General features: G+C 57.5%; 9 protein-coding genes and 2 pseudogenes. 4 read left to right on the forward strand and 7 right to left on the reverse strand.

Annotated features, from left to right (window positions below):
• Positions 1-159 precede the first annotated feature (159 nt).
• Positions 160-2,115: a sigma 54-interacting transcriptional regulator gene (locus Q3H59_RS18185; RefSeq protein ID WP_309836192.1), complete on the forward strand. Its 1,956-nt coding sequence runs from the start codon at positions 160-162 to the stop codon at positions 2,113-2,115.
• A 154-nt stretch (positions 2,116-2,269) separates the two neighbouring features.
• On the opposite strand, the gene Q3H59_RS18190 is transcribed toward Q3H59_RS18185, so the two are convergent.
• From Q3H59_RS18190 to Q3H59_RS18200, 3 genes are read right to left on the reverse strand one after another with little or no spacing between them, the layout of a single operon-like run.
• The gene (locus Q3H59_RS18190; protein ID WP_192412616.1) at positions 2,270-2,953 is read right to left on the reverse strand and encodes an SDR family NAD(P)-dependent oxidoreductase; all 684 of its coding nucleotides are present in this window, start codon (positions 2,951-2,953) and stop codon (positions 2,270-2,272) included.
• Positions 2,950-4,137 carry an exo-alpha-sialidase gene (locus Q3H59_RS18195; RefSeq protein WP_309836195.1) on the reverse strand — a complete coding sequence of 396 codons (1,188 nt, stop codon included), beginning with the start codon at positions 4,135-4,137 and terminating at the stop codon, positions 2,950-2,952. Before Q3H59_RS18195 ends, Q3H59_RS18190 begins: the two co-directional genes overlap by 4 nt.
• A gap of 1 nt (position 4,138) precedes the next feature.
• Positions 4,139-5,560 (reverse strand): sodium:solute symporter family protein, encoded by a 1,422-nt coding sequence (locus Q3H59_RS18200; protein WP_101762339.1) that lies wholly within the window; start codon positions 5,558-5,560, stop codon positions 4,139-4,141.
• A gap of 269 nt (positions 5,561-5,829) precedes the next feature.
• Here Q3H59_RS18200 and Q3H59_RS18205 point away from each other — a divergent pair.
• Positions 5,830-6,045: pseudogene (locus Q3H59_RS18205) on the forward strand (isocitrate/isopropylmalate family dehydrogenase); the annotation flags it as partial.
• Positions 6,046-6,059: 14 nt separating this feature from the next.
• Here Q3H59_RS18205 and Q3H59_RS18210 read toward each other — a convergent pair.
• The 4 genes and pseudogenes from Q3H59_RS18210 to Q3H59_RS18225 form a co-directional block, all read right to left on the reverse strand.
• A complete protein-coding gene (locus Q3H59_RS18210) occupies positions 6,060-7,388 on the reverse strand; it encodes a glycoside hydrolase family 28 protein (protein WP_309836197.1) in 1,329 nt (442 codons plus the stop codon).
• Positions 7,389-7,467: 79 nt separating this feature from the next.
• Positions 7,468-8,283: a carbohydrate ABC transporter permease gene (locus Q3H59_RS18215; RefSeq protein WP_101762341.1), complete on the reverse strand. Its 816-nt coding sequence runs from the start codon at positions 8,281-8,283 to the stop codon at positions 7,468-7,470.
• Positions 8,283-9,155 (reverse strand): carbohydrate ABC transporter permease, encoded by an 873-nt coding sequence (locus tag Q3H59_RS18220; protein WP_101762375.1) that lies wholly within the window; start codon positions 9,153-9,155, stop codon positions 8,283-8,285. The genes Q3H59_RS18215 and Q3H59_RS18220 overlap by 1 nt, the downstream gene beginning before the upstream one ends.
• A gap of 59 nt (positions 9,156-9,214) precedes the next feature.
• Positions 9,215-10,559, reverse strand: a pseudogene (locus Q3H59_RS18225) (ABC transporter substrate-binding protein).
• Between the two features lie 528 nt (positions 10,560-11,087).
• Between Q3H59_RS18225 and Q3H59_RS18230 the strand changes: the two are divergent.
• Together Q3H59_RS18230 and Q3H59_RS18235 are read left to right on the forward strand one after the other, a co-directional pair.
• Positions 11,088-11,687, forward strand: coding sequence for a GNAT family N-acetyltransferase (locus Q3H59_RS18230; RefSeq protein ID WP_192412624.1), 600 nt, complete (start codon positions 11,088-11,090; stop codon positions 11,685-11,687).
• A gap of 13 nt (positions 11,688-11,700) precedes the next feature.
• On the forward strand, positions 11,701-12,792 hold the full coding sequence (locus Q3H59_RS18235) for an ABC transporter ATP-binding protein (protein ID WP_192412626.1): 1,092 nt from the start codon (positions 11,701-11,703) through the stop codon (positions 12,790-12,792).
• Positions 12,793-12,824 lie beyond the last annotated feature (32 nt).

Genomic DNA, 12,824 nt, shown 5'->3' on the forward strand with positions numbered 1-12,824 from the left:
GCAGGGATGTGCAATCGGTAGTGCAAAGGCGATGCCAACTGCAATTCGCCGCTTTATGTGAGGCATGACACAGATATTGCTCACAATTTGGCAACAAAACTTACATGTCAACTTCACATGTCAATAAAATGTACATTCCATCTTGTTAAGGAGTGTCACATGCGTGCCAGTGAGCGTTTGCCGTTTAAAGATGAGAGCGATCCAATCTTCAGCTTGCCGGACAGCGCGGAGGTGGGCGAATGGGATACGTTGTTGTGGCAGGGCTGGCACAGCTTTGAACGCGGTGAACAGCCCGGCTGGATGCGGCACAGCATTTTGCAGTCGTGGCAGCGATCGCAGCAGCGCGCGATCGATCCCGCCACCTTTGCCTATGTTTCGCCACCCGCTGCGGAACTGACGGCGATCCTTGAGCACAATGCCGAGTTGATCCTCGCGGCGCGCAGCATCATGGAAAACCTGCTGGCGTATAACCCGGATGGCCACATCAATCTGACCGATGCGCAAGGCGTGACGCTGCACTTCTGCGGCGCGGATCTGACGCCGGTCGGCAGCATCCTGCGCGAAGAGGTGCTCGGCACCAACTGCACCGCGCGCTGCCTGATTGAGCAGCGGCTGGTGTACGTGTTGAGTGGCGAAAACTGGAAGCTGGATCTGCGCAAACGCCATCGCCAATGTGCTGCCGCACCGGTGCGCGATGCCAGCGGCCAGCTGCTTGGCGTGCTCACGCTGACCGCCACGCCTGACAACTTTAATGCGCATACGCTCGGCACGGTGCAGGCGGCAGCGGAAGCGGTTGGTCAGCAGCTGATGCTGCGCCGTTTGCTGGCCGAGCAGCAGTCGATCCTCGAAACCCTGAACGAAGGCGTAATCGTCTGCGATCGTCACGGTCGCATCAAAACGCTGAATCGCTATGCGCGCCAGATCTTTAGCGGCCTCGATCCCAGCGCCGGACCGATCGACGTGCTGCTGCAACCGCAAGGCGGATCGCTGCTCACCATGCCGTTCTGCAATGACCGCGAGCTGCAATTTATGCCGGATGGCGTGCATCCCCTTTCCTGCCTTATTTCGCTGATGCCCGCGCCAGACGGTGGCCGCGTGCTGTCGCTGCGCGAGAATCAACGTATCCGCGCCATTACGCGCCGCGTGATGGGCGTCGGCGCCAGCTACACCTTTGAGATGATTCGCGGGCACGCGCCGCGCGTGCTGCAAGCGATTCAGAAAGCGCGCGCCAGCAGCCGCAGCGACAGCACGGTATTATTAACCGGCGAAAGCGGCACCGGTAAAGAGCTGTTCGCACAGGCGATTCACAACGCCAGCCCGCGCCAGCAGGAAGCCTTTATCGCGCTGAACTGCGGCGCATTGCCACGTGATTTAGTGCAGAGCGAACTATTTGGCTATGTCGACGGCGCTTTTACTGGATCGCGACGCGGCGGCTCGGCGGGCAAATTTGAGCTGGCTGATGGCGGCACCTTGTTCCTTGATGAGATTGGCGAGATGCCGCTCGAGGCGCAAACCAGCCTGCTGCGCGTGCTGCAGGAGGGCGAAGTGGTGCGAATCGGCGCAGCCCATCCTATCAAGGTCAACGTGCGCATCATCGCCGCTACCCACTGCAATCTGCTGGATGCGGTGGAAAAAGGCGCGTTCCGCCGCGACCTCTACTATCGCCTGAATGTGATTTCGCTGGAGATCCCGCCGCTGCGCGAGCGTCAGGAGGATATTCCCGGCCTGGTGAATACCTTCATTCAGGCGCTCTGCACCCGGCTGAAGCGCATCGCGCCGCAGCTCTCCGCCCAGGCAATGTGCTGTTTGCAGGCGTGGCACTGGCCCGGCAACGTGCGCGAGCTGGAGAATCTGGTCGAGCGCATGGTGAATTTGTGTGAAGGGCTGGAGATAGATCGTCACGATCTGCCGGAAGAGATGGTGCAGCGTAACGCGCCTGTCGCCAGCGAATTGAGCTCGCTGCAGAAGAATGAACGCCAGCATGTGATGCAGGTGGTGCGCGAGCAGAAAGGCAACCTGCGCCAGTCCGCGCAGCTGCTGGGGATTTCACGCACCGCGCTGTATAACAAGCTGCATCAGTGGCAGGTGGATGTGGCGGGATTGCGGCGCGGGTAGGTGCGACTTGTTGCCCTCACCCCAACCCTCTCCCACTGGGAGAGGGAGCTAGTCGGTGCACTATTCCATTCCTTCTCCCACTGGGAGAGGGAGTTAGTCGGTGCACTATTCAATTCCCTCTCCCTGTGGGAGAGGGTTAGGGTGAGTGAAAAAACTACAACGACGCCCCACCACAGATCACCAACTCCTGCCCGGTAATCGCATCGGCGGCAGGCGACAGCACAAACCCTGCCAGCGCCGCCACTTCCTGTGGCTTGATATAGCGCCCCATCGGCGGCAGCTTTGGGGGTGAACTGGCGCGGCCGGGCTGCAGCAGCATGGGCGTCTCCGTCGCCCCCGGCGCAATCACATTCACCGTGATGCCTTTGGGTGCCAGTTCCGCCGCCCAGCTGCGTGCCATGCCCACCATGGCCGCCTTGGTGCTCACGTACTGGCTGCGATTCGCCGCGCCGCGTGACGTGCGGCTGCCAACCAGCAAGATACGATCGCCCTGCGCCATCTGCGGCTGCAAGACATTTGCCATTATCTCCGCCACCTGCACGTGCAGGTACCACAAACGCGCGCTCTGCTCCTCATCCAGCTCACCGAGCGGCGCAGCCGCCATCATGCCTGCGGCATGCACCAGCGCATCCACCTTCGGCAGCGCCAATAGCGCCTGCTTCAGCAGATTGGCATCCAACAGATCCACGCTGACCGAGGTGAACGCTGGATGATCGTTCTGCACCGACGTGCGGCTAAAACCGGTCACCTGCCAACCTTGTTGCAACAGATGATCGGCGATGGCGGCGCCTATGCCAGAGCTGACGCCCGTCACCAGCGCGTGTCGCTGCCTGCTCATCCTTTCACCCAGCTTTCATCGACGCGCACATATTTAATCGCCTGACGAAAATAGGTGTAAGCCACATGCAGCGCGCCATCGTCACTTTGTTTGATGCTCGGATAGGAGAACTCGCGGTTAAGCTTTTGCTGCGAATTATTGGTCATGCAGTAGCCGTCGCCCTCGTCGAGATTACGCTGCCATGGCCAGCTTTTGCCGCCATCGGCGGAAATCGCCAGCGTCATTGGCGCGCGGGGTGCGCCCCAAAACGCGCTGCGTCCGCTGTGCACCAGCGGCTCTGCCGCCACCGCCACATCGCTGTCATCCTCTTCATCTTCAATTTCGTCATATAGCGATAAGCGGCGCTCGCTGGCATCTCTGGCGCTCATGGCATTAAACACCAGCGCCAGATGGCCGTTGTGCAATGTCGTGACCTGAATCGACGAGTTGTTGTTTGGCAAGTCAGTCGCCAGCGGCGCACTCCAGCTTTCGCCGCCGTCGATCGAACGACTTTGATAGATGAAATCGGCCCAGCGGCTGCGATACAGCGCCAGTAAGCTGCCATCCTGCAGCAACGTGATGTTCATATGCACGCAGCCCAGGCTGTCTGGCACCGCCACATCGCGCCAGCTTTGGCCTTTATCACTGGAGATTTTCACCGCGCTGATATCGTTGTTACCCACCCATTTCACGCCAGGCTGCGTTCGGCAATAAAACACCGGCAGCAGCCAGTTACCGTTTGGCAGCACCACAATCGGCTGGCGAATAAAGGTGCCGGGCTGATCGAGCAAAGTGTCGATTGCCCCCCAGCTGCGGCCAAAATCGCGTGACTGACGATAGCGCACAATCGCGGTGTCCTGATTGCCGGATTTTTGCGCCGTCCACAGCAGCCAAAGCACCTGTTCGGGATCGAGGAACAGCAGCGGATTTTGCTCCGATCGCGTGGGATCGTCAGAGAGTTTTTCCGCCTCGCTCCACTGTGTGCTGCCGCTTTTCAGCCGCGAGCACCACACAGAAATATCGGCGATCCCTTCCTGCGTGCCGCCAAACCACACACACAGCAAGTCGCCATTGGGTAGCGGCAGCAGATTCGCCGCATGGTTCTGCGGGCAGACCGAAGGCAGCATCGCCGTGAGCTGTTGCGCATCCTGCGCGTGCGGATGGAGGTTACCGCTGCGTTCAACGGTAAGGGTTAAATCACTCATTTCAGGCTCCACTGTTTTGCATTGAAGATTTCGGGGCTTTTTTCACATGGGTTTGGCTTGAAGGGATCAGGCGGTCAATCACCATGATGACCGCCGGCGTGATCAACGCCACGTACATGTTGTTGATACCTAATGGATCGCCGAGCAGATACCACACTGACGTCATGACGCACGCACCAATCAGGCCTGCATTGGCGCCGCGCGTGCTTTTAAAGAACGGCAGATAAAAGGCAATGATTGCCACCACTGAAATCGACAGCCGAATAGCGCGGGTGAAGAAGGAGAGCTTCAACACTTCCGGCACGAACAGCACGAAAATCAGCGGCAGGAAACCGATCAGCAGCGACAGCCAGCGCGTCATGCGGAACTCGCGCTCCGGTGTCGGATTGCGATAGGGCACGTAGAAATCTTTTACCACCAGCGAGGCAATCGCCAGCGCTACGGTGCTGACGCTGACAAAGATCGACGCCACGAGTGAGGTGGTGACAATCCCCGCCAGCCAGGGACTCATGTCCTGCAGGAACACCGGCAGCGCATAGAGACTTTTAATATCGGGATGCAGGTATTTCGCCGCCACGCCAATCAGCGCGATAGCAATGGCAATCGGCATGCAGAAGAAGAACGCCACCCAGGTTGCACGTTTGGCGGACTCGGCACTTTTGGTCGAGGCAATCGCCTGAATCACAAACTGAGTACAGAAGATCGAGCCGATAGTACCAATCATCCAGGCGAAAATAGTGCTGCCGCCAACGTTGCCGTCCCACGTCCAGTAGAAATGCGGCATCTCTTTGATCATTGGGCTGACGCCGCCGGTCATGTGCAGGGCCACGCCGAGAATGATCAGAATACCGATATATTTCAGTCCGCTGTGCAGCAGCGTGACCCAGGCGATGCCTTTCATGCCACCGAACATAAAATAGAACGTACTGACGATCGCGGTGATCACCGCAGCGGTAGTGAGATCGAGGTTGAGCACCGTTGAGATCGCCGCCGCACCGCTAACGTAGTTACCGACGTTAACCAGCAATAGCGCATAGATCATGATTAGCGAGATGATGTTTTTGGTGGAGTTGCCATAACGTTCAGCGATCGCCGCAGAGATGGTGATTTTGCCGGTATTGTAGATGCGCTTTACCAGCAAAAAACCAAACAGCGGGAAACCGATAGCGGCACCAATCACCGACCATGAAGCGGCAAAGCCATCTTCGAAAGCTGCCTGAGCCGTACCGATGGTGGATTTGGCGCCGATGTATTCCGACATCAGCATCACGCCCACCACAAATGCCGGCATCACATTGGAGCCAGCCATAAAGTCGCCGCTGTTTTTACTGCGCAGACGCCAGGTGAGCCAGGTGGTGAACAGGATGTACGCAATGACAATCCCGACAATAATCACCATCCCTTCTGTAGAGAATTGTTTCATTTCAGCCTCATCGATAACGTAGGGTCGTGGAACGCGCTGGGCTTCACGCGTCCCGTTGATGAGGTGGCCGATGTTGTTATTCACCGTGTCTACGCACTTCGCCACCCCACTTATGCTTATGATTCATTTCGCTCAAATAAGAATGAATTTACGCATATTAGAGGCGTTTTATAGGCTAAACAGGGCTTAATTTGTTTGAGGTTGCTCACAAAGCATCAAATATGATTACAAATAATCAAAATCAACGCATTAATTACAGCACCTTTGAATCGGCACCTGACATCGCCGGTAAAGGCGTGAACAACCTGATTGGTCAGATTTGGAGTGGCGCGATGATGCTGGAGCACCTCGATTACGCCGAAGCGGGCGCAGCGGTGTTGGATGCCATCGAGCTTACGCTGGCGGCGGGCAACAGCCTGACGCGCGAGCTCGACGGCCGCGCGTCAACCGAGGAACTGGGCGCGGCTATCGCTGCTGCGTTGTAACCTCCAGGCGTGCCCTAAAGAATCTGCACTGTTTCCGCATGCCAGCCGTGGGGCAACGGCTGCGGGCGCGTAATCACCACGTTATGCAACTGTAGATTCTCCACGCCGCGCGCAAACACGCCCGGCAAGCCATCCGGATAAGCAGCGACGCCGTATGCTAAGCCCGATGTGCTATCCAGTTTGTACGCATTGTCGAGGCCCATGCCGGTCGGCGATTCGGGATTACACGGCGGGCGCACATCGTAATGTCCCTGATCCGCACCTGCTGCTACCACTTGCCGCAGCTGCACATTCGCCAGCATCACATCACGAATCTGTCCCGGTTGTTCCGCATGCAGGTTAATTGCTCCTTCCATCACACCGCTGACGTTGCTGAATTGCAGTTGCTCAATGCTGCCCGGCGCTATCGCCGGATCGCGCGCGCGCACTGAAACAAACAGCGCATCGGCTTTACCCCAATGGCACGGCGGCGCGTGGCGGCAGGCCAGCGTGATATTGCTGAACAGCAAACGGCGGAACTGGCCGCCATCACGCGACAGCAAGCCAATCGCGCGGTTGGAATCAAAGAGGTTGCAGCCGGAGACGGTGACATCTTCCACGTCATCGAAGGTTTCGGTGCCAATTTTGAACGCGCAGCTGTAGGAGCGCAGCAGGCAGTTGCTGATCATGATTTGTCGCGCGGCACGTCGCAAATGCGCGGGTTTTTGGCTGGTTTTGATGCAGATGGCATCATCGGCCGCGCTCAGGTAGCTGTTGCTGACAAACACCGCTTCACAGCTGTCGATATCCAGCGCATCGGTGTTCGGCATGCTCATGCTGTTATTGATGGTGAGATGGTCGACATGTACATGGCGGCAACTCACCAGATGTACCGTCCACATCGGCGCCTGGATGATGGTGAAATCTTGCAGCGTCACCTGCTCGCAATCCTCAAACACCACGATGCGCGGGCGCTGCGCACGCGGCAGGCGATAACCCTGCTCGTCCTTTTCCGCAGCAAACCACGCATCGCCGTTACCGTCGATCACCCCTTTGCCACTGATGCTGATATTGCGCTGCCCGACGGCGTACAGCAGCACATGCTGCGACAGTTCAGCCTGGCTCTGTGCCAGCTGCTGCTGATAATCCTCAACGCGTGAGCTGGCGAGCAACGTGGCGCCCGCTTCGAGATGCAGATTAATGTTGGAACCCAGCGTTAGCGTGCCGAGATGATAGCGGCCAGGCGGCACTGATAAGGTGCCGCCGCCGCGCGTTGCCAGATGATTGAGTGCGCGCTGGAAGCAGTGTGTATCCAGCGTTTCGCCATCGGCGATGGGGTAGAAATCAGCCAATGAAACGTGCATGCGGTTCTCCTGAATAGCGGCGATGCGCTATTGCAGCACGCGCCGCATGACCAAAACCTTTTGCTGGTGGACAAGATGGTTATTTCACCGCGCCTTCGGTGACGCCGCTGATAAATTTGCGCTGGAACACCAGGAACACCGCCACCAGCGGCAGGATGACAATCATCGCGCCCGCCATCAGCACCGGAATATCGATGGTGTTTTTGTTCTGGAAAAACATCATGCCGATCGGCAAGGTGCGCAGCTCATCTTTATTCACCAGAATTAGCGGGATAAGGAACTCGTTCCACGTCCAGATAAACAGCAGCAGCGCCAGCGTGGACAGCGTCGGCCAAATCGCCGGCACCAGCAGGCCCCAGAGAATTTTGCGGCGTGAGGCACCATCCATCACTGCCGCTTCCACCAGCTCGCGCGGCACCTGCTGCAACGCGGTGGCAATCATCAGCGTGGTAAACGGCAGCGACAAGGCAATTTGCGGCAGAATCAGCGCCAGATAGGTATTGGTAAGGCCCATCCAGCGTAGCTCGTGATAGAGCGGAATAATAAAGGCTTCACTCGGTAGCACCATGCCAAGGCCCAGCAGCGCGGCAACCACCGTTTTGCCGGGGATCTTCAGCCAGGCAAAACCGAATCCCGCCAGAATGCCGAGCAGGATGCTGCAGATCACCACCGGAATCACCACCAGCACCGAGTTCATGAAGTAGACGTTGAAATGTCCCTGCTGCCACGCGGTGATGTAGTTTTTGAAATTGAGCGACGAGGGCAAGGTAAACACGCCCTGAAATAGCTCCATCTGGGTTTTGAACGAGGTCATCAGCGCCATTAAAAACGGCAGGATGGTCATCAACGCGACAATCCAGATCAGCGCGCGTGAGACAGTTGGCGTGCCGCGCATCAGTGACGCTCCCGTAGACATAGATGAATTAAGCCGTTGATCATTAACACAATCAGCATACTGAACACCGCCACGGCGGAGGCATAGCCGAAGTAGTGCAGGTCAAAGCCCTGCTTATACATAAAGATGTTGGTCACCATAGTGGACGTGCCCGGCCCGCCTTGCGTCATCACGTAAACCAGATCGAAGGCTTTCAAGCTGGCGATCACCGTCAGCAGCAGCGCGATACGCAGTTCCGGACGCAGCGACGGCAGCGTAATGCGCATAAATTTCTGCCGGCGTGATGAACCATCGAGATCGGCCGCTTCCAGCAGCGACGGATCCATGCGTTGCAAGCCCGCCATAAACAGCACCAGGCAGAAACCGAAGAAGTACCAGGTGGCGACAAAGCCGACCGCGGGTAGCGCCCAGGTAAAATCACCCAGCCACGACTTCGCCAGCTGCGGCAAACCCACGGCGCGCAGGAACTGATCGATAGGGCCAAACGCCGGGTTATACAGCCAGCGCCACACCACGCCGAGCACCGCCATCGGCATGATGTACGGCAGGAAGAAGAGGATACGCAGCACGCTGCGCTCTTTGTTATTGCGCGTCTCATACAGGAAGCTGCACAGCAGCAGTCCAACGCCAATCGGAAACAGCGTGTAGAACAGCATCAGCAAGGCATTATTGCCGAGCGCCACCCAGAACACCGGATCCTGGAACATGCGCAGATAGTTACCCATGCCGATGAAAATCGGCCACGAGGTGCCGTCCCATTCGGTGAAGCTGATCCCTAATGAGGCCAACAGCGGCATCAGCAGAAACACCGCATACACCAGCACCGCGGGCAGAAGATAGAGCGCATTGCGCCAGGCAGATTTATTCAGCATAACCGTACTCGCTTGCGGGCCTGTTCGCGGCCCGGCCACTTACGCCGGGCCGTACGTCATCAGTGCTTGAGGGTTTTCAGGTAACGTTGATAGTTGTTATCGAAGTTGATCACCATCTGGTCGGCGGTTTGACGTCCCGCCAGCAGCAGCTGCACATTCTGATTCAGCTCAGCGTTCATGGTTGGCGTGGCCCAGTCGAGATAATGGCCGAGACCATCGTTGTCATTTAGCGTCACCCACACCTGATACGCTTCCGCCAGCAGCGGGTTATCCGCCGGAATCTGCGCATTTTTGCTGGTGCCGGCCGGCAGGAAGCCCACTTTCAGCCAGCGGTTCGCCATCTCATCTGAGACGATGTAATCGATGAACTTCGCTGCGGAATCCTGCTGCGCTTTGTCTTTGGCGGTGCTGGTGATGGAGAACGCCAGATCGGTGCCGCCCACCATCAGTGGATGCTGCACGCCCTCGCCCGCTGGCATCGCGGCGAAGTGCAGATCTTTGTTGTCTTTAAACTGGCCGAGATACCAGGTTCCGCTCACCAGGAACGCTGCCTGACCATTCTGGAACAGGGTCGCGGCATCGTCGTGCCCAATGCCCTGGAAGCCGGGGAACAGATAGCCTTTGTCGTTCCAGCCCTTCATCAGGTTGGCGGCTTTCACCAGCTTGTCGTCTTTGAACGTGCCGCCCACGTCGTAAATCAGATCGTCGAGTTTTTTCCGGTCGCTGCTCTCAATCTGCGCTTCCCACAAGGTGCTGAGCAGCTGCTGGCCCATGTTGCCGTCGAGCAGGCCGAGCATCATCGGCGGTGTACCGGCGGCTTTGAGTTTCTCCATCGCCTGTTCGAGTTCTGGCAGGGTTTTAGGCACCGCGACACCGGCTTTATCCAGCAGCGCTTTGTTGTAGTACAAACCCACCATCTCGCCGAGGCTCGCCACGCCGTAGAGTTTTGCCGCTGCCGAAATCTTGTTTATCTGACCAGCGGTTACGTTTCAGGATTGAATCCGGGAAGCGCGTGGTCCAGCCGTAAGTTTTGGCGTAATCATCCAGCGGCCACAGCAGCTTGTCTTTCACCAGCGAGCCCATATCGCCGCCGCCCTGATTCACTTGGGCGATTTGCGGGCCGTCACCGGCGGTTAGCGCCAGCTTAAGCGGAATGCGCGTGTCTTCGAAGGAGTGCACCGAACGCTGAATCACAATGTCCGGATTCTTTTGCTGGAACGCTTTTACCGCTTCATCCACCGCTTCGGTCTGCTGCGGATAGTTGTAAATGTCCCACTCATTCAGGGTAACGGCCTGCGCGGCTGCCATGGTCGCACCGAGCAGAATCCCGGCGGAGACCAGACGCGACACCGTGCGCAGTGAACTTTGCAAACGGGAAGGACGATTGGTTGAATCACACATCATGCTCGGTTTCTCCAACAGATGACTGGCATCCCTTCATCTCGACACCTGCGATTCCCGGCAGGTTGATTCAGCAGCGACAACGCACATAATTCATACTTACTTTATGCACAAAAGAAAGTCAAACATCACCACTGCGGAATTTTTGCTCTGTGATACAGTGCAAAGAGTAAGAAGAAAAGCCGCCAGAACAGCAGAGGATGCTGCGATTCAGCGCGCAAACCGGACAGCGTTGCGCAGTAAAGCCTGAGCATCAGTATAAATCACTCAGCCAGGCAAGCTGCTTTAACATACTGATAGAGCATATGAAAATCCTATAGTTATCATCACTGCGATAGGTGAGCGAAAGGCAATGTGCTTTCAATCAGCGCTCATACCGGCGTTGCGCGTGAGTTTGTCAGCCGCCCAGTCATGCTTTGTGGTTATAGTTCGCATCAGCTTTATGCGCCAGCGCAATTATTACACCTTGAAAACTAAGTCGGCTTTCTTTACCGTAAAATCTGTTCATCTCCTGACCACAGAGGCTCCACCATGACGGCTGAAGGTGTTATTCGTCGCGCCAGCGAGGCAGATTTCCCCGCCTTGTCGCGCATCTGCTTAGAGACCGCCAATGCCGGCACCGATGCCAGCGCGCTCTACTCCGATCCCGCGCTGCCCGGCCTGCGCTTTGTCATTCCCTACGCGCGCTTTGCGCCCGAATTTGCTTATGTGCTGGAACAGCACGGCGAGGTAGTCGGCTACGCGGTCGCCGCGCCCGATACGCGCGCCTTCGAAGCAAAGTTGAATACTGATTGGTGGCCACAGCTGCAACAGCAGTATCGCGATTACGCGCCGCAGGCGCCGCTCGACAGCAAAGTGCTGGAAGCGATTCATCAGCCCGATGCGGCAGCGGATCAGCTGGTGACGCAATGGCCTGCGCATCTGCACATCAATCTGTTACCCGCCGCGCAGCAAGGTGGCTGGGGGCGCAAGCTGATTGAACAGCTGCTACACGATCTGCGTGCCGCGGGCGTGCCGGGCGTTTATCTCGGCGTCAGCCTGCAAAACGAGCAGGTGTGCGGCTTTTATCAGCGCCTTGGCTTCACGCCGATTATGCGCAGCAACGCCATTTATATGGGCCAACTTCTCTGATTCGAGGCATCGCATGACCAGCCTGCATCTGCAAAACGTTAAAAAGTCCTACGAAAATGTAAACGTGATTCATGGCATCGATCTCACCATTAACAGCGGCGAATTCGTGGTGTTTGTCGGCCCTTCCGGCTGCGGGAAATCTACGCTGCTGCGCATGATTGCCGGGCTGGAGGAGATCACCGACGGTAAGTTGCTGATTGAAGGCGCCGATATGACCGATCAGCACGCCACCGAGCGCGGCATCGCCATGGTGTTTCAGTCCTATGCGCTCTACCCGAACATGACGGTGCGCGGCAATCTGGCCTATCCGCTGGAAGTGATGAAGCGCCCGAAAGCGGAAATTGAGCAGGCGATCAAACAGACTGCGGCGCGCCTGCATCTGACAGAATTTCTTGACCGCTTACCGCGCGCGCTGTCCGGCGGACAGCGGCAACGTGTGGCGATTGGCCGCGCGATAATCCGCCACCCGCGCATTTTTCTGTTTGATGAGCCGCTGTCGAACCTCGATGCCGAGCTGCGTTTGCAGATGCGCATTGAGATTGCTCGCCTGCACGCTTCGCTGGGCAACACCATGATCTACGTGACGCACGATCAGCTAGAGGCGATGACGCTGGCGGATCGCATCGTGGTGCTGCGTCAGGGCCGCATTGAGCAGGTCGGCGCGCCGATGGCGCTGTATCGCGATCCCGACAACCTGTTTGTCGCCGGGTTTATTGGCTCGCCGAAGATGAATTTCCTCACTGCCGAAGTGTCCGCGATCGCGCCGGGCGCGGTGCAACTGCGGGTGCCGGCGCTGGGCATTAATCAGCTTACGCTGCCGATCGCCGCGTCGTGCCGCGAAGGGCAGAAAATCACGCTGGGCGTACGTCCAGAGCATTTCCAGCCAGTGAGCAGCAACGATGATGTCCTGAGTTTTAGCGGCGAATTGTCGTTTAGCGAGATGCTGGGACACACCAATTATCTCTATCTCGATATCGGCGAAGAGAAGCTGCTGGTGATTGAGGAGCGTAACGTGGCGGAACACGCGATTGGCGAGCGGCTGAGTTATCAGCTGCGTGCCGAGCACTGTTTATTGTTTGATGAGCAGGGTTTGCGACTCAGATAAGGTAAAAGCCGCATCTTTTCGTCGCGGCGCGA

This window comes from Pantoea sp. SORGH_AS_0659 (assembly GCF_031453915.1).
GTDB lineage: Bacteria > Pseudomonadota > Gammaproteobacteria > Enterobacterales > Enterobacteriaceae > Pantoea > Pantoea leporis.

Bases quoted from the DNA above. Each gene is read 5' to 3' on its own strand.
- Q3H59_RS18185 (WP_309836192.1), top strand. From the start codon at position 160: ATGCGTGCCAGTGAGCGTTTGCCGTTTAAAGATGAGAGCGATCCAATC.
- Q3H59_RS18190 (WP_192412616.1), bottom strand. From the start codon at position 2,953: ATGAGCAGGCAGCGACACGCGCTGGTGACGGGCGTCAGCTCTGGCATA.
- Q3H59_RS18195 (WP_309836195.1), bottom strand. From the start codon at position 4,137: ATGAGTGATTTAACCCTTACCGTTGAACGCAGCGGTAACCTCCATCCG.
- Q3H59_RS18200 (WP_101762339.1), bottom strand. From the start codon at position 5,560: ATGAAACAATTCTCTACAGAAGGGATGGTGATTATTGTCGGGATTGTC.
- Q3H59_RS18210 (WP_309836197.1), bottom strand. From the start codon at position 7,388: ATGCACGTTTCATTGGCTGATTTCTACCCCATCGCCGATGGCGAAACG.
- Q3H59_RS18215 (WP_101762341.1), bottom strand. From the start codon at position 8,283: ATGCGCGGCACGCCAACTGTCTCACGCGCGCTGATCTGGATTGTCGCG.
- Q3H59_RS18220 (WP_101762375.1), bottom strand. From the start codon at position 9,155: ATGCTGAATAAATCTGCCTGGCGCAATGCGCTCTATCTTCTGCCCGCG.
- Q3H59_RS18230 (WP_192412624.1), top strand. From the start codon at position 11,088: ATGACGGCTGAAGGTGTTATTCGTCGCGCCAGCGAGGCAGATTTCCCC.
- Q3H59_RS18235 (WP_192412626.1), top strand. From the start codon at position 11,701: ATGACCAGCCTGCATCTGCAAAACGTTAAAAAGTCCTACGAAAATGTA.